Source organism: Leptothoe sp. EHU-05/26/07-4 (assembly GCF_043421015.1).
GTDB classification, from domain to species: domain Bacteria; phylum Cyanobacteriota; class Cyanobacteriia; order Phormidesmidales; family Phormidesmidaceae; genus Leptothoe; species Leptothoe turfae.
This window is the reverse complement of the sequence record NZ_JAXSQV010000004.1, coordinates 732,115-749,871: the sequence shown is the minus strand read 5'-3', so window position 1 is coordinate 749,871 and position 17,757 is coordinate 732,115. Positions and strand designations below refer to the sequence as shown.

The 17,757-nt window shown below is 45.7% G+C and carries 11 protein-coding genes; 1 reads left to right on the top strand and 10 read right to left on the bottom strand.

Annotated features, from left to right (window positions below):
• Positions 1–135 precede the first annotated feature (135 nt).
• From U2F10_RS16300 to gcvH, 5 genes are all read right to left on the bottom strand, one after another.
• Positions 136–2,898, bottom strand: coding sequence for a GUN4 domain-containing protein (locus U2F10_RS16300; protein WP_499872744.1), 2,763 nt, complete (start codon positions 2,896–2,898; stop codon positions 136–138).
• Positions 2,899–3,001: 103 nt separating this feature from the next.
• Positions 3,002–3,379, bottom strand: a complete 378-nt coding sequence (locus tag U2F10_RS16295; RefSeq protein WP_499872743.1) for a HEPN domain-containing protein — start codon at positions 3,377–3,379, stop codon at positions 3,002–3,004.
• On the bottom strand, positions 3,376–3,699 hold the full coding sequence (locus U2F10_RS16290) for a nucleotidyltransferase domain-containing protein (protein WP_499872741.1): 324 nt from the start codon (positions 3,697–3,699) through the stop codon (positions 3,376–3,378). The genes U2F10_RS16295 and U2F10_RS16290 overlap by 4 nt, the downstream gene beginning before the upstream one ends.
• Positions 3,700–4,002: 303 nt before the next feature.
• Positions 4,003–6,915, bottom strand: coding sequence for an aminomethyl-transferring glycine dehydrogenase (gcvP, locus tag U2F10_RS16285; protein WP_499872740.1), 2,913 nt, complete (start codon positions 6,913–6,915; stop codon positions 4,003–4,005).
• 195 nt (positions 6,916–7,110) lie between these two features.
• Positions 7,111–7,503: a glycine cleavage system protein GcvH gene (gcvH, locus tag U2F10_RS16280; RefSeq protein ID WP_490795681.1), complete on the bottom strand. Its 393-nt coding sequence runs from the start codon at positions 7,501–7,503 to the stop codon at positions 7,111–7,113.
• Between the two features lie 359 nt (positions 7,504–7,862).
• On the opposite strand from gcvH, the gene U2F10_RS16275 reads away from it, so the two are divergent.
• A complete protein-coding gene (locus U2F10_RS16275) occupies positions 7,863–8,663 on the top strand; it encodes a M15 family metallopeptidase (protein WP_163667525.1) in 801 nt (266 codons plus the stop codon).
• A 128-nt stretch (positions 8,664–8,791) separates the two neighbouring features.
• Here the strand turns inward: U2F10_RS16275 and U2F10_RS16270 are convergent, their stop codons facing one another.
• The 5 genes from U2F10_RS16270 to U2F10_RS16250 form a co-directional block, all read right to left on the bottom strand.
• On the bottom strand, positions 8,792–10,303 hold the full coding sequence (locus tag U2F10_RS16270) for a radical SAM/SPASM domain-containing protein (RefSeq protein WP_163698242.1): 1,512 nt from the start codon (positions 10,301–10,303) through the stop codon (positions 8,792–8,794).
• A 10-nt stretch (positions 10,304–10,313) separates the two neighbouring features.
• Positions 10,314–10,685, bottom strand: a complete 372-nt coding sequence (locus tag U2F10_RS16265) for a CU044_2847 family protein (protein ID WP_163667519.1) — start codon at positions 10,683–10,685, stop codon at positions 10,314–10,316.
• 127 nt (positions 10,686–10,812) lie between these two features.
• Positions 10,813–12,771 carry a trypsin-like peptidase domain-containing protein gene (locus U2F10_RS16260; RefSeq protein WP_499872737.1) on the bottom strand — a complete coding sequence of 653 codons (1,959 nt, stop codon included), beginning with the start codon at positions 12,769–12,771 and terminating at the stop codon, positions 10,813–10,815.
• Between the two features lie 163 nt (positions 12,772–12,934).
• Positions 12,935–15,649 (bottom strand): AAA family ATPase, encoded by a 2,715-nt coding sequence (locus U2F10_RS16255; protein ID WP_499872735.1) that lies wholly within the window; start codon positions 15,647–15,649, stop codon positions 12,935–12,937.
• Between the two features lie 458 nt (positions 15,650–16,107).
• Positions 16,108–17,550: an adenylate/guanylate cyclase domain-containing protein gene (locus U2F10_RS16250; RefSeq protein ID WP_163699038.1), complete on the bottom strand. Its 1,443-nt coding sequence runs from the start codon at positions 17,548–17,550 to the stop codon at positions 16,108–16,110.
• Positions 17,551–17,757 lie beyond the last annotated feature (207 nt).

The window sequence follows — 17,757 nt, the reverse complement described above, 5'->3', positions numbered from 1 at the left end:
GCAATGACAGAGAAATTTGTGATAGCCAATACACTGAATCCAGAGATTGCTAGGTGCCAGGTATTGAATTAACGAAACAGCGAGGATTGGTATGTAGAGACTGTGTTTAAGAAAGTTTAGATCTAACTGAAGCACTTACATACTACAGTTCACAAGTCTGGATGAGAGAGAAGAAATCCCCCACAACACCCTACCCCCCCTCCGAAGGGGGAGATGTCCAACAGGGCTTTGGGTCAAATCATATATCATCTGAAGTTTCCAGGAGTCGTTTTCACGCCATCCCACTTCTACTCCAAACTTTTCGAAAGCTTCTTTATAGTACTTGTAATCTGCCTTACCGCCACAGTTCAGATAGATTTCTTTTTGCATACTAAAGCCAAAACGCCCGCCACTAAACTTCAGCCATAAATGGTCAATCAGCTGTAAGTCTTCGCAAGGAAAAGCTTTAATGCTGTCAACATCCAACCATCCCTCTTCTTTCCGATTGGCCACCTCCAGCATCACTTTTTCAGTTTCCTTATCTGCCTCTTGCCACTGGGCGTTAGCCAGATAGTTGATTAGATTCCCATAGCGAGGATGCACCTGCTCGCGAACAATACATATAGCATTACCGGGAGTATTAGCAGATTGAGTAAAAGGTTGGAGATCTCCACTAGCGCCTCTTCGCCACTCCTCCTCTGTCGGAAAACGATAATGATACGTTTCTGTATCTGTAACCAAGTCAGCCTGAGTACTTAGCCATGCACAAAACCAACGTGCCTCCTCCCATGTAATTGGGCAATAACAACTTTCATTCGCAACAGATTGCGGACAATTGTCTGGATTCACAGTTGCATGAAACTGCCCATTAGCGACATCTTGCAAAAATAATTGAAATTCTCCCCAAGATGCCAACGTTTTACGAATAGATATATTTTCATCAAGTTGAATAACTTGGCTAAATTTTTCTCTTTGGTCTAAGTCACTTAGAAATTTATCATTTTCTGTCACAAGCGAAACAGACTCAACTTTAGGTATATCTAAAATATTTGGCAATTCTTCTGTAGATGTAATATTTGTTTTTACTTTGCGCGTAATAAGAGCGAGTTCATCATCCAAGTGTTGAATGCTTTGTGCTGAGATTTCTCGTCCTTCCGTTCGACAACGATCAGCCAATGCTAAGAGTTCAGTATTATTACCTTGGGAATATTGACTTATTAGGGCATCCACCAATCCTGTTGCATCTTTCTGGGCTGCATAAAAACAAACTACTTCATGCCATCGAGCATTATCCATATTCTCAAACAATATTGTCTCTCCAGCATCTCCCAATTCTTTTATATGGCAGGCGGCTAAATATTCTTGAAATGTCTGATGGCTAAACTCATACAGTCCTAACTCTTTCTCAACCAACAGGCCAGAAATATCTCGAATCTCTTCCCAAAACTGACCAGGTGCAATAGCTTGATCTTTATTGCATCGTCCTAACTTCTCCTCAACCCAAGGGGTAGCATCCATCAAGGTAAATTGGGTTACTTCCCGTTGCACCATCTCCCAAGCCAATAACTGCAACAACACCTTATTCTCCGTTGCCGTCAAACTCAGCTTTGTTCCTTTCGCATAGGGTCGCGTTCCCAGAAATAAATTACAAATCCGCTCGTATAGCTCCACCCGCCGCTTAGGTAAAAATGTATCCGCCCGATGAGTATTAGCAATCAATGTTAGCAACAAAGGATTGCTGGCAATGGCCGTTAGTTGAATATCTGCAAACAGCTGCTTCTTTAAATCAGCTGCACTTTTCTCCACCTCATCCTCAATGTGCGCACTGACCTGTTCAGGATCTAATTGCTCTCCTCGCTCCTGCTGATTACTGCCCCACTCCCGCTCATACAACGCCCGATACCAGTTATTGATAAAGGTTTCCTTTTGGAGATTATTAAACTTCAGCACCTCTAACCGAGTATCAATTTCAATCGGATGACTGGGCTCATCAGGTCGTAGGTCAAAGCCATGGGGTCGTGATGTCAAAATAAACTGCACATTGCCATAATCCTGCATTTGAGTATCCACCCACTGCCGGACTATCTGCCGCTGGGCCTTGGGTACTTCATCCAACCCATCAAACAACACCAAGCATTTTCCATCCTTCAGTACCTGATCAAACCAATGTTTTGAAGGCTTCAGGTTCTTACAGCCTCGCTGTTTTGGAATATGCTCCACAATCAGCTCACTCAAGGAGCAAGTCCTTTGTTCGTCCTCATCTATCCACCGTAATAGTCCATAAATTTCTCGCAAGCGCAACAGTACTGGAATAAACTGCGGAGTATCTTCCGGTGGGTCAATGGCATAGGTACGGGTCAAATGGCGCATCAGTGTCGTTTTGCCATAGCCCGGAGCTGCCAAAATTGCGATACGTCGATGGGGTGACTGGCTCGGCGTTTGATAACGTTTGGGCAAAAAATCCCAAATTGTTTTCTGGCCTGATAGATTCAGCTGGTCACGGGTTTGAATCTGCAGCGGCACATAAACCTTATCCAACGCTAGAGGCTGTAAGTTTTGAAAACCTTCTAGTTCAATGCGATCGCACTGAACCTTCAAAGCTTCCAAATACTGCTTATCAAAGCCACGATTCAGTACCCTTGACGCCGCTTTGTCGAATTCCTCATTCAATGCATCTGCTGTTTTTTCACCAGAAGACTTCAATCCAGATTTCCACTTGTCGATAATCGGCTGCCCAAAGCTGGTAACCAAACTGGTCGTCAGAGAAATCCCAAATGAGATAGCCGCCTTTGGAATGTCCTCTAGATAAAGGTTGTATAGGCCATAACCGCCACCGCCCAGCACCAAAAACTTGATCAAAGCATCAGCAAGTTTTTCTTCCAGAGACTTATCATCGGGCTGATTTCCAGGCGAAGACATAGGATGCAACTGAGGAACTCACGCCCCTATTCTACTCATGTAGCATCAGTACCGCGATAAAGCTCAGCCAGCGAAAACTCCAACTCAATACTGATCAAAATAATCACAGTAAATTCTGCTCTGCCAATGCAATAAACTGCTCACTCTGCTGAATCAGGATCCGTACCTCATCCAAGCTCAGATTAGTATCATCAATATTATAATCACCTTGTGTTCTCTTATCTTGAGCATCGATCAAATAACGATGCAACTCAACGGGAACCAAACCTGGCTTAGCAATCTCTCTACCAAACGCTGAAATAACGGCAGAATGACTAGAAAAGGATAGTCCCTTCTTCCACAGGAACGCCTCGGCAATGTAAAACATGGTGTAATACGCCCTTGAACCAGCAAAGTCATAAAGGCCGTTATCAGCCAGGAGTTTAGAAGCTACTAAACTTTCTTTTGCCTTATCAATAAATGCGTTCAGGCTAGCTGTCATACAGTCATACCTTCTTTTTTGACATTAGAGAGAAAGGGATTATTCTCTGTATGAAACTTCTCTACAGAAATAAAATGCCGTGAGATTACCACATCAAATTCAAGACACAGGTGTGCAATAAACTGGCTTGTCCTATCAATTTCCTGATAAGGATTGACTGGCTCATTCAGAACTACCAAAACATCTATATCAGAATCTGAACGACTATCCTCCCGAGCTTGGGAGCCATACAAGATAATACTTTGCAGCCGTTCCCGATACAGGTTGCTGAGAAACTGCTTCACTTTTTCTAAAATTAACGCTAGATCAGGATGTTTCATTGCAGCATTTGTCCTACAAAGACTAATTTTAGCAACTCTTAAGGGAGCAAAATGCCGCACTGACCGCCTAGATCCATTCTCTAGATTCATTGTAGACAGCTAGTTCCGCAGTTGTTCTAAAAGGGCAGCGTCTGCTGGTTGTAGATGATTCAGTAGTATGGCAGCTTGAGTTGCACATAGCTACAGACGAAAGCTGTTAGCGATCGCAAACTAAATGCACCGAGCCAACAAAAAAGAGATTGCTAGACAATATTTTATGCACTGTATAAACGTGATAACTAGCCAAACATTGGCAATCAATAACTACGCTTCGTAGGCCTCCATAGGTAAGCAAGAGCAAACCAAGTTGCGATCGCCATAGGCCTGATCGATCCGATTCACCGTCGGCCAGAACTTACGGTTCTTGGTCCACTGTGTGGGATGTACCGCCTGCTCACGACTGTAGGGTCGATCCCAATCAGCCGTCAGATCCACCGTCGTATGGGGCGCATTCACCAACGGATTATTATCCTGGGGCAGTTCACCCGCCTCAATTTGGCTAATCTCATCACGGATGGCAATCATTGCTTCGCAGAAGCGATCCAGCTCTGCCAAAGACTCACTTTCAGTCGGCTCCACCATAATGGTGCCTGCCACCGGCCAGGACATCGTGGGCGGATGGAAACCATAGTCAATCATGCGCTTGGCAATATCATCCACATTCACATTGGCCGACTTCTTAAAGCCACGCAGATCCAATATGCACTCATGGGCAACCAAACCAGCATTGCCCTTATAAAGAATGTCGTAGTGACTTGCCAAACGCTTGGCAATGTAATTGGCGCTGAGAATCGCTGTTTCAGTGGCATGGAGCAGACCAGCAGTCCCCATCATCTGAATGTACATCCAGGAAATGGGCAGAATGCTAGCGCTTCCCCAGGGGGCAGCTGCAACCGCACCGACGGACTGCTCAGTGCCCAGGGCGGGCGTCAGACTATGGCCAGGCAAGAAGGGCACCAGGTGCTTTTGTACACCAATGGGGCCAATACCCGGGCCGCCACCGCCGTGGGGAATACAGAACGTCTTGTGCAGATTCAGGTGACACACATCGGCACCAATGTCCCCCGGGCTACACAGGCCCACCTGAGCGTTCATGTTGGCCCCATCCATATATACCTGACCACCATGCTGATGAATGAGGTCGCACACAGTGCGGATAGTGGCTTCAAATACACCGTGGGTGGACGGATAAGTAATCATTAAGGCCGCTAGCTTATCGCTATGCTTCTCAGCCTTGGCAGTCAGATCCGCCACATCAATGTTGCCGTCGTCATCGCACTTAACGCTGACAACTTTCATACCGGCCATGACAGCACTCGCTGGGTTTGTACCGTGGGCAGATTGAGGAATTAAACAGATATTACGGTGCTCGTCACCTCGTGACTGGTGATATTGACGAATTACTAACAGACCAGCGTACTCCCCCTGGGACCCGGCATTAGGCTGTAGAGAAATGCCAGCAAAGCCAGTAATCTCAGCCAGCCAGGTTTCCAGTTGCCCAAACAAAACCTGATAGCCTTGGGTCTGCTCCAAAGGCGCAAAGGGATGAATCTGACCAAATTCAGGCCAGGTAACCGGCATCATTTCAGCGGTGGCATTCAGCTTCATGGTGCAGGACCCCAGGGGGATCATGGCCGAGGCCAGGGACAGATCCTTCATTTGCAGCGCGTACATATAGCGCAGCATCTCGGTTTCTGAGTGGTAGCTGTTGAATACTGGATGGGTTAAATAGTCACTGGTACGGGCCAGCTCTGTGGGGATAGTGGGCTCAGACTTAAGCAGTTCTATGGCTGGCATCGGCAGCTGGCCTGCAAATACCTGAAGGAGATGGATAACAGCCTCAGGGGTGGTGGTTTCATCCAGGGAAATACCAAGGGTGGTGGCATCAATGCGGCGGAGATTAATACCTTGGGTGAGGGCGCGATCGCAAATCTCCCCAGCCTGCTCACCCGCATCCACCGCCAACGTGTCAAAGAATGGCGCTTGCGGCAGCTCAAACCCTAGCTTACTCAGCCCTGCCGCCAGAACCACCGTCAACCGATGTACTCGGGTGGCAATGGCCTTGAGTCCAACTGGACCGTGGTACACCGCATACATGCTGGCCATGACCGCCAGCAGCACCTGGGCCGTACAAATATTGCTGGTCGCCGAGTCCCGACGAATGTGCTGCTCACGCGTCTGCAAGGTTAAGCGCAGAGCCGGTCTGCCCTTACTGTCTTTGGAAACACCCACCAGACGACCGGGCAGCTTACGGGCATAGGCCGTCTTGGTGGCAAAGTAGGCAGCATGGGGACCGCCATAGCCCAATGGCACACCCAAGCGCTGGGTATTACCCACAGCAATATCTGCCCCCATCTCGCCCGGAGCCTTTAGCAGAGTCAGGCTCAGTAGATCGGCGGCAACGGTCACCAGCGCCCCCGCTTCGTGGGCAGTGGCAATCACATCGGTATAGTCAGTGATCGCCCCAGTACTGGCGGGATACTGTAGCAACAGACCAAACAAAGGTTGACTAAAATCGGGAGCCTCGCTGACCACCACGTTAATTCCCAAGGGCAGCGCACGGGTTTGAATCACTTCAATCGTTTGGGGATGACAGCTGGCTGATACCCAGAATGTCTTGGCGGTCTTGGCGGCTTTGTTTTTGCACACGCCTAGACTCAGGGCCATGGCTTCAGCAGCAGCCGTGCCTTCGTCCAGCAGCGATGAGTTGGCAATTTCCAGCCCCGTCAAGTCGCTGACCATGGTCTGGTAGTTCAGTAGCGCTTCTAAACGACCCTGGGAAATCTCGGGCTGGTAAGGGGTGTACTGGGTGTACCAGCCGGGGTTTTCTAAAATATTGCGCTGGATGACGGGCGGGGTGATGCAGTTGTAGTAACCGAGGCCAATGTAACTGGTAAGGACCTGATTTTGGGTTGCGATCGCACGAATACTCTGTAACGCCCCATGCTCACTCATCCCCTCTCCCACAGACAAGGCACTGGCTAATCGAATCTCACCAGGCACCGCTGTATCAATCAGTGCTGATAGACTGTCATACCCCAGCACCGATAGCATCTGAGCGATGTCCATCTTAGTAAGACCGATGTGCCGTTGAGGAAAATCATTGGGTACAGCTAACTCATTAGCCCAGGTATTTGAAATGGTTGCAGACATCGACTCAGACTGTTCGTAGGACATCAATAGCTCCAGATAAAGCAGTTTTATGGACTGACACCAGCAAGCTGAACACCAGCTGAACCAACAAGCAAAAACCATCAGACATAAGCTGATGGCTACAAGTACTTATTCTTACCTATTTCATTGGGGATTTCACCTGCAATTCAAAGCCTGCTTTTCAAATATGGCACCTCTGTAGGGGCGTTGAATGTCCCCCTACAGACCCTCGACCTGTTCGGTATACTCCTCAGCCGTCATCGTATCGTCATCAATACCATCCAAATCATCAGCTTTGACCCGAATCAGCCAGCCATCACCATAGGGGTCATCACCAATTTGCTCCGGGGCATCTAGTAGCTGATCATTGCGCTCAAGGACCTCACCATTCACAGGAGACTTTAGATCTTCTACCGCTTTGACCGATTCAATCGTGCCAAACTTCTCACCAACTTCTACGTTGTCACCCAAATCAGGCAGTTCCAGAAACACAACATCACCCAACTGGTCAATGGCAAATTCTGTGATGCCGATGGTAACGATGTCACCGTCAATCTTTAGATACTCGTGAGTATCGGTATATTGCAAATTGTCAGGATATTCAAAGGCCATGGGGGTTCCTCAACAAGTCCATAACTTGTGAACAATAAGCCGCTGCTGATTTAGAGGATGAATCAATCTGCAAGACGGGCAATTAGCCAAGACTTTACAGATGGAGCCATACTCAGGATCAGCAACGCCCACAATGAGACGCCCAATGCCTGTGATCACAGGCCTTAAGCATGTTGCTCCCTGATGGATAGCATTCGTTGATGAAAGTTTGCCACGGAAGTTGGCCCAATTGATAGAGGTTTTAGACTTTTTCTTGGTTTTTATAGGATTTTTTTTGTTAACTTGCCTCAAAAAAACATTGATGCCATACACTAGCCGCAGAACGTATGAGTGACCCATTCACAGACCCTGGCAAATCCATGGCAAATTTTACTGACGATATCCCTGAAGCTAGGCGTGAAACCTTGATGGCAAGCGCTGAGCCAGCGTTAGCTAATTCTCCTGCAAACATCACACCGTGGATTTTCCTGACGATGGCAGTCTTAGGGTTGGGCAGTGCCGGGTTCTGGTGGCTAAGGCCCAGTACATCACTGACAGATGCACCTGACATTGAAGCACCGCCCGCTACCACAACCAGCTCTGCCGTTGCTGCAGAGACCCCGGATGTCACTGCCAACACACCAGCAGCCACTCCAGACAGCAATGAACCGGGTAGGCCCAATAGTCTTTTGGGCCATCGTCCTTACGATATTGCCGATGCCACTAGTCTGACCCCATTATCGACTAATGCCATGGTGCGGCTCCAACCTGAAGCCGCTCAAAAGGTGGAAACAATGATCACCGATGCTAAAGCGGTGGGTGTACGTTTGGGTGTTATCTCTGGGTTTCGTTCCTTAGAAGATCAGCAATACTTGTTTTTTGACCTGAAGGCAGAACGGGGCCAAACGACTCAAACCCGTGCAGAGGTCAGCGCCCCTCCTGGATATAGCGAACATCACACAGGCTACGCAGTTGATTTTGTTGACCTCTCACAACCTGCCACTGAACTCAATGCCTCTTTTGAAGAGACTCCAGCCTTTCGCTGGCTAAAAGAGAATGCTGCGTATTACGGCTTTGAAATGTCGTTTACTAAAGACAACAATCAAAATGTTGCCTATGAGCCCTGGCACTGGCGATATGTGGGCAATCAAGAGAGTTTAGAAATGTTTTATCAGGATTAGTGCGTGTCAACGCTAAGAATTCTGGTTATGACAGTGAGTGGTGAAGCGCGAATTGTGGGGAAAAGGATGTATTCAATACGATTGAAAATCGCTATAAACTACGTCCAAGAATGTCGGCAATACCCAATTTAATAACCGTGGCATTTAAGTAAACGTAATCCTTCCAATCGTAACAGTTCTGGATAAAGGGTTTGGTAAATAGTACAGTTAGGACTTTTTACATCCCAACGGCCAGTAACGCGAAAGGTTTCCACCGGGCAACCCCCCGTACAGCGGTAGCGATAGGTACAGGTCTGGCACTCTGGCTTTTCCTGTACCGATAGGTTTTGAATCGGACCATGGGCCAATGTAGGCAAAAGCTGATGAGCATCGAGATGATCGCTAATCGGCTGATCCAGGTGCATTTGACATTGGGCCACTTGCCCAGTGTGAGTGACCACCGCGTAGGTTTGCCCCACACCACAGGTGTGGGTATGGGCCTGGGATTGCACCTTATCCAATAGGCCATTGACCAGGGGGCGCGACGGTAAATTCTGCACCGTTGCCTGGTCAATGGTCTGCTCAATTACACGATAGGCAGCTTGCATGCCCTCAATAATAGTCTGCTGTTCTAGTTCAAAGTCTTGACGATCAGCACTCAACGGGGTTTGGCGATAAAAGTTCAGACTAAAGGGCCAGTTGTGGTCAAGTATCCACTGTACTAAATCCGCTAGATAGGGCGCACTGGCCCCCGTAACTGTGACACTCAGGTGTAGATCAATTTGACGCGGCTGCACTAAATTTTCTAACGTGTGCATTACCTGTTCAAAGCTCGCCCCTCCTCCTTTGCGTGGACGTTGCCGATCGTGGACGGCACCCAAACCATCTAAGGAGACCATTAAACGTACTTGCGTCGATTCAAACCAGTTCAACATGGTAGAAGTCAGGGTAACTCCGTTGCTGAGTACCACTTCTCTTAACTCCAATCCCGTTTTTTGGGCTAATGCCATGGCCCGTTCATGTAGTGTTTGAACCAGGGAAAAGTGAAGTGTGGCTTCTCCTCCAGCGTATTTCAGCTTAATTCGAGAAAATCCCTGACGACAAGCAGCGGTAAAAAGATTGTCTACAGTTTCTAAGCCCGTTTCTAAGCTCATATGGGCAGACGATTTACGCACATAGCAATAGGGACAATCCAAATTACAGGCATTAGTAACATGTAACCAGGCCGTCAGCTGATCGGGGGCAGTGGGTTGAATCTGAGGCTGATGCCCGGTGGGAATCAATAAATTTTGTTGTACCAATTCATGATCGATTGTCTCTTTTAATGGCTGGGCCTGTTGGTGAAAGGTTTGGTATCGCTGCCATGCGGCTGGATTCAACACACTGGGACCAGCAGGAGCAAAGGGACTAAACGCCAGTTGATACCCCTGGCGTAGAGACACCGTATAGGTTTCTGGCCAGGTAGAGAATGTAGTGTCTAATAGGTTTGTTGTGGTAATGGTAAAAGGCGCGTTAGGACAAGCACAGTCGCAGTCTGTTTCACCACTATTGACCACATTGTCAGCCGATTTGCTAGTCAGCAACTGTGGTGTTTGCAAAGCACTAGAAGACGGCTGCAATGTTTGATTGCCTAAATCTTCTGATTTATGTAAGCCAGACACGGCGATCGCCTCAATTGTTATTGATATCAGATTCAGCCTGGGAAGACTCTTTCCCTTCTTTCTTAGAGTGATTTCCAGACTGCCACTTGAGGGTCACGGTATAGCTGGCCTCTCCATTAGCCTGGGCTAGAGCAAACACAGGGACACTGGCTTCTACACCTACGCTCATCCCAAAGGTGACTTCTACTTCCTGAGGCCCCAGACTAGACATTAAGTTGATTAAATACTGAGCATTTTTCTTTAAGGCCTGGGCAGAGGCTTCAAAGGTACGATGAATATCTCTTTTATTGGCCACTAGTTCTACAGATTCAGTATCTTCTCCATCGGGGACTTCTACCCAAATAGGCCCCCCTGGTGTTTCGACCGATAGAAATTGACTCATAATATTACCTCATAAAAATTTCTGGATACACAATGTATTTGATTACAATGATTTTCCCCTTATTTCCTACATCGTCTAATTTTTTCCATATCACCTAACAAGAAGTAGGCTGCTATTGCTCTTATAATCATCTCCTCACTTCACCTAAAATCCCTAAAATAGTAGTGGAAGGAATGCAGTAAACGATATCTGTTCCTATCTTTGCGTGAATCATTCCCACTAACTCTCTGCCTTCAATATGACAGAGAGGTGCACCGCTGACGCCCCCTTCAACATTAGCAGGCCCACGATTGAGCAGTTTAAGAAAGCCGTTCGCGACTTTTTCCTTAAACACTAGAGATGAAAAACTGTCGCCTTTAAGATGTTTTGAGGCGGGATATCCAAAGCTATACAATGTCATTGCTTGTCGATGCTCGTTTAGATTGATAGGGTCAGAACTGAGGGGTAATAAATCATCCCAACAGACAACAGGGAGTCGAGGTGCCTTTTCAGAAACCAACCCTAAAATAGCAATATCTTGTCGAGCGCTCCAATCCTTTTCACTCCGAGCTTCAGGAACTCTGTACCAAAGTACTTTTAGATTTAAATCTTGAACATTAGGACCAAAAGTTCTTACCTTAACTAAATTTCCTTCTGAAGATTCTAGTTGTTTTATCACATGGGCACAAGTCACTACATAGTATTGCTGATTCAGCGTTATCCAAAAGCCTGTGCCTGAGACTTCTCCAATATCATTAATTAAGACGGTTGTCATTGTTTTACATTGATCTTGAACAGTCTGATTTAATGTTCGAATATCATCTTCAACAACTGTATCTGAATAAGAAAGAAAGGCATACTTGAGTAATTTTATCCAATCTACATCCAGCTTTTGTAGCAAATATTGACTCTCTTCATCATCGTCTAGTAAGGTTTCTAGTACTGATCGCGGTGAATCCATAATCTCTGTTTGTCTGTAATTCAAAATTTGAATACCGTAATGCAAACAATCCATCAATTCCGATGATTCTTCTAAACGATCCTGCTCTTCCATACGGCTTAAACAATGATAAATACTTTCTTTTAGACATCTAATCACATCGTTATAGGACCATTTTTTTGTGGCAGCCCATTCCTGATAAATTTCTTGAGCAAATCTATGTTGTTCTGAATACTGTTCGGGATCTTTGAATAACATTTGCGCCAGCGAACCTAGACGAAAAACAGGATCTAAAGCCTTTATTCCTGGAGAATTCTGAGGAGAGTAAAGCAAATTGCATTGAAGAAATTTTTCTATTAGTTTCAAGTCTGTCTGTTCAACAGATACTTGATACTTTTGCTCAATAAATCTAAGAATTGCCAAATCAACACGACGAAAAATTATCAAATGTGATAGGTAGGTCCGAAAACCAGGATCTAAATTTTCTACAAACCTACTTAATTCTTTTTCTACATGCTTCTTAAAGACTCTCAGATCTTTTCTACGTCTTAAGCTACGCGAAGGAATCCAACCATTTTTGAGTTCCTGTAGCAGTCCTAGAGATGCTCGAGGATGACCACCGGAAAATTGAAAAATTCGATCTACTACAGAGGGACAATAGTTTTGTGATCGATCTTGCCAGAGTACAGGAATGTTATTTTTTTCAATAAAATGATTAATAACTTCTCGATGAAATGCAGTCAACTTAATGGGTTTTCTGACAGTTGGCCAACGGGATGGACTAGGACCACAAATGCTATGACCAGAAAAAATCAATAAGAAGTTATCATCAGTTAAATCTTTTAGCTCTTGCTTCAACTCACGGGCAAGCTCACGTTTTACCCAATCTAGTGTTTCCTTTTCCAAATAATGGACATCGTCAAACATCAATGCCTGAGGCTGCCTAGATTGCAGTTGCTCTAGCAGAATATCAAGAGCATGCTGTAAATCTTCCGGCGATTCAATGGACTCTGCAGAAATTTCTTCAATGGCGGCAGTTACCGCATCCATTTTGCTTCGTGCTCGCTTTAACGAAATCAAAGAACAGCGCCATTCTTGGGTTTCATACTCTGTTTTCAGCTTAGTAAGAAAGGCGGTCTTACCATAGCCTGGCAGGGCATCTAACACCAATAATTCCCCTCGAAAACGGTTGACCCAGCTTAGGGCCTTTACTTGATTGTGAAAAGCAAACCTGAGGTTCGATGAACTGGTAGACATTTTGAAAACACACTATGACGTTAAGTCGAAAACTCTCAAATCGTTACTCTATAAAATCGACAATCACCATATTTCAGGTTTTTAACTCAGATAGTAAATCTTCTAAGGTGATGATGAAACCTGGATAGTGGTCGACAAGCACATGATCATTGGTTATGAGTTCTCTCCAGTAGTCGAGCAAATACTGGCACTGTTTCTTTTTTAGGGTTGAGTCTTCTATCTTTTCCAAGAGATCTTCTGTTAACCACGTTAACCACTCTTCTATTAGTAGCTCCCGCACGGCAGGGCTATTGCTGTTATTTAAACTGCATTGATCTAATTCAAGAATATTTATGTAGGACTGTAGGGCCATTTCCAATGATTGTGGATATTTCCCTTGATCAAATAGAATATTTGACAACGTTCGTTGTACTCGACCCATCAGATGAGGTGATTTCTTTTTCTCTGCCAGCTGTTTAGCTTGGATAGAAATGGTTTTAGCCTGTTCTAAATCCCCCTGAAGATAGAGGGCAACACCTGTATCTTGTAAGTTATCTATCTGCCAAACAAGATCGTTTAGCTTTTCGGCAATCACTTGACTCTTCTGATAGTAACCAAGAGCATCTAAAAATTTCCCTTGCTCTCGCAATAGGGTACCTTTTTCGTTATAGGCTTCGATGAGTAACTTTTCATACTTTTGTTGGCAATATTCAATGGCCTGGTCGAACATCGTCATCGCCTTTTCATAGTCTGCTTGGACTGTAGTAGCGTTTGCGCGATTTGGTTTGACCTTATTCCATCCGCTTTGACGAGAAAGCCTGCCATGGGCAATATTCACCATGGCTAACCCGCGGTCATAGTCAATTTCAGAAAAATGTTCAAAGGCTGCTTTAAAGTGCAAAGTAGCCTTATGCTCCTGCAAAGAGTTAGCAGCAATAATCCCTAACACATTATGAGTTAAGCCCAATTGCTTTGAGTTGCCTGAACGTTTAGCGATTTTTAGAGCACTCTTACTATGGGCGATCGCTTCTCGATTTTTTCCCTTAGCGTGAAAGAGATAGGCCAAATTTGTTTTCGTGGAGGCCCGATCAAGGTCGGCTGTTGGAATGTCTTTAAGCTTATCTAAAGACTGTTTATAATAGTCAATAGCCTGATCAAATTCTTCCCGTCGGCGATGGGTCCATCCCATGGCATTGAGAGTTTTACCAAAGTCCTGTAGAAGCTGCTGCTTTTCCCAGTGAGTACATTGGGAAAAGTTGAGTTCAGACCGAAACCAGTCCAGGCTTTGCTGACCTATCTCTAGGGCAACGGCAAAATTATTTAGATGAGCATAGGTAAAGACTAAATTAGGACGTACCTGGCTCTGAATAACCTTGGAAAGCGGCTGCTCAAAGATATCTTCAAAGCCTTGCCTTGCTTCTTGATATTGACCTTTATCATAGGCTAACGTTGCCCATGCCAATGCCAGTTCTTGTTTTTCTTGGTTATTTAATTGACCCTTAAACTGTTGAACTTCTTCATTTAGTGCTTCTTTAAAGCCGTTGATATTGGCCTGCTTAAGGAGGCTACGCCATCGGTCTAACCCCTGGTCCTTATCAGCATAAAGTGCATAGTAAAGCTGTTCTAGTTGAAGACTTTGTTTAAATACCTGATTTTTCTCTGCTGCAATCAGATGATTATAATATTCTACGGCCTTAGCACTCCATTCTCGCCGCAGACGGTTGTCAGGATCGCATGGCTGCCAAATGTAGTCATACACTAATCGCTGCATTTCATCGTGTAGCAAGCAGCTCTGGTGTTCACCGTTGGTATTGTAGTGAGATTTAACAAAGGAAAATTTAGAAACAGATTTAATCAAAGCTGAGGCGTTTTCTAGCGATTCCCCTAATATTTCCACCAAAAGCCCAGCATCAAAGCGTCGCTTTAGTTGAGCCATAGCCAGAATGGTCTGATCTTCTGGGTTACGGAGTTCACTGATGAGTTCAATCATCATCTGCTTAAACTCTTCTGGACTGTCTGCATTTAATTCTTCTGGTAGGCTGCCATAGTTTAACCAATCAATGGTTAATGCTACTAAAATTGGAGCCCCCTGGGAGAGTTTGGTAATGCGATCGATAAATTCTTGGGTAATTTCAGGTGCGGACTGCGTCTGAAAGGATCGATCAAAGTAATGACGTATCTCTTTGGGTGATAGGCCCTGTAATTTTAGAGGACTAATCTGGGGATGTTGACAATAGTCAGTAAGAGGTTTCCGACCCGCGGTGATCACTAAGGGCTTAAATTTTCTTTGTTGTTGCGGCCCGAGCTGGGGCAGCATTTCTCGAAAGAAACGTTGAACGGCCTGATTGGCAAGTTCGATGGTATCGAACAGTAGAATTATTCGTTCGGTATCTAACGTGTTATAGCAGTCTAAAAAACTTGATCGTAAATGCTCAATATCGTCCTTAGTCGCTTGAAAGCTATAGTCTAAATCTTTAAAGAATGGGGCAAAGGGTTGGGCTTTAGACGCCGTGGTTAGTTGTGCTGCGATACTTCTGAGAATTCCTCGCTCCGTTTGATGGGAGGTCAGATATAGATCAATGGGATACTGGGTAATAAGGATACGCTGATTTGTAGACCCTTGAGGTGCTTGGGCCAGCTCAACAAACTGCTTAAGTAATTGGGTTTTACCCATACCCCCATCGGCTTGGATGGAAAGCATCCACTGGGGATCAGGGTCGCTTAGGGAAGCCTCCATCATTTGGGTTAACCAGGCAAGCTCTTTTTCGCGACCCACAAAAATGATACGACTGTAAATAGAATCTGACATAGACGTACTACACATGAGATAACACTCTGAGCAGATGCGTGTATCAACAGCGGGGTTACTGTTAGGTTCAAAAAACGCTGACCAGGTCAAGAATCGGCTATTTAAGCAGGGGGAATGCTAACTGTTAACCAAAAGGCCAGCTTATTATGACGATTTGTGGATAACAATTCCCCTAAAGGTCAAGGTTCAATTTAGTTAAGAAACATGTCTTGCTTTTGACAATGCCTAAAAACTGCCATGGAGATAATTTGTATCCGTTAACTTTATTTTGGCAATAATTGCGACAAGTACATTTGATATTGGCATCTACTAGAAATTTAGGAAATCGCAAAAACACCTGTTCATATATTAGAACGCAAGCAAAAATTATTGCCCCTACTGGATAACCCCGATATCCTACGCCATAATTTGGCCATTGGTTATGGGTGAATACAAGCACCATCGGCCAATAGTCATTGCTATGGCAGGGCTTGTAGGGGCATCCCCTTGTGGGTGCCCTGGATACCTTTTACTGACGGCAACCATAGGTACGTGTGGGCCTGCCCCCGTCCTTTGATAGGAATACAGCCTCGGTCTTCAAATTGGAATTTTTCTTTGAGCAACTCATAGGTATCAGCACTGACCTGAATGCGATCTACTACCCCATGGGATTCCATACGACTGGCAATATTAACGGCGTCTCCCCATAGGTCATAGCTAAATTTCTTTTTACCGATGACACCAGCAACAACGGGGCCAGTATTAATCCCAATCCTCAACTTAAAGGGATGTTGTTTCACAGCCGCTTGCATATCAATGGCCATGGCCATGACAGCCTCGGCATGGTTGGTCATGGGTGCGGGCACACCACCTACCACCATGTAGGCATCGCCGATAGTTTTAATCTTTTCTAGACCATGGCGTTCCGCCAGAGCATCGAACACAGAAAAGATATCGTTAAGCTGGCAAACCAGATCGGTGGGGGCCGTGTGGGCTGCTAGCTGGGTAAAACCAACAATGTCGGCAAACAAGATGGTGACGTTTTCAAACCGGGAGGCAATGGCGGTGCGGTTGGAGAGATCGTTTTTGAGTCTGTTTGCGATCGCAACCGGCAACACATTACGCAACAATGCCTCTGTTTTCTCCTGCTCACCCCGCAGCGCCAATTCCGCTTGCTTACGCTCCTGCACTTCTTGAGAGATTTGACCAAACATCGAAGCAAACGCCTGAATAACCTCTCCAAGCTCATCCTGTTGAGCCTGCTTAAGACTTCTAAACTCAGCTAACTGGGGCTGATCAACCACATCTGCCGCTTGACATAAATCATCTCGTAACAACAGTAGCGGGTTAATCAACATCCGCTCCAGCATAAAAATCGTCACCAGGGTAACAAAAGCAGCAATAATAATAACAATAAAGAAAATTAGAGCCGAATACTGCACCATGTATCGCTTAACAGAGTTCGCATCATGGCGAATAACCAGTATGTAGCGATCCTGAAATTGTTTGCTGGGCCAGGCCACATCGTAACGGGTACCTGCATCTGTCAGCTGTGTTTCAATCTGGGTCAACCCAGTGGCTGGCACCCCTAACGAAGGCATTTCTCCAAACCCATCAATAAACTGTCCCGCCTCATCATAGAGGGCAGCCCCTAGAATAATTGAGTCAGTTTTTAAGACTGCCTGCGCCTCTACCAACAGTGATGTAGACAGCATATCTAGCATCGCGTTGGCCTTAATGGTGGCAATCACCTCTTGCGAGAGCGTCTCTAGCTCCCTCAGTTTGTCCGCCCGTCGCTGGCGATAGGACGGAATAAAAACTATAAATTCGATAACAACAAGGCTGAGAAAAATTGACGCAACAATTTTTCGAGACAAGCGAGATTTGAGTAACCCCAATGACGTCTGTAAAACACTAACCATGGTGACGGTCAACAACAACCACTCTAAATAGCTACCTACATAGATTTAATACCCATCGATAATGACAGACGCCCACTGATGTTATGGCCAACCCCATGCTGGGTCAGCCCCCCTAGGGGCCATCATACAAAGTTCCTAGGAGTCTATCCTGAAAATTAGCGAAGGATCCCATGAGCAGCCGCTTAGGTCTCCCAAAGATCCCTAATT

Coding starts and splice junctions, on each gene's coding strand:
- U2F10_RS16300 (WP_499872744.1), bottom strand. CDS start 2,898: ATGTCTTCGCCTGGAAATCAGCCCGATGATAAGTCTCTGGAAGAAAAA.
- U2F10_RS16295 (WP_499872743.1), bottom strand. CDS start 3,379: ATGACAGCTAGCCTGAACGCATTTATTGATAAGGCAAAAGAAAGTTTA.
- U2F10_RS16290 (WP_499872741.1), bottom strand. CDS start 3,699: ATGAAACATCCTGATCTAGCGTTAATTTTAGAAAAAGTGAAGCAGTTT.
- gcvP (WP_499872740.1), bottom strand. CDS start 6,915: ATGTCCTACGAACAGTCTGAGTCGATGTCTGCAACCATTTCAAATACC.
- gcvH (WP_490795681.1), bottom strand. CDS start 7,503: ATGGCCTTTGAATATCCTGACAATTTGCAATATACCGATACTCACGAG.
- U2F10_RS16275 (WP_163667525.1), top strand. CDS start 7,863: ATGGCAAATTTTACTGACGATATCCCTGAAGCTAGGCGTGAAACCTTG.
- U2F10_RS16265 (WP_163667519.1), bottom strand. CDS start 10,685: ATGAGTCAATTTCTATCGGTCGAAACACCAGGGGGGCCTATTTGGGTA.
- U2F10_RS16255 (WP_499872735.1), bottom strand. CDS start 15,649: ATGTCAGATTCTATTTACAGTCGTATCATTTTTGTGGGTCGCGAAAAA.
- U2F10_RS16250 (WP_163699038.1), bottom strand. CDS start 17,550: ATGGTTAGTGTTTTACAGACGTCATTGGGGTTACTCAAATCTCGCTTG.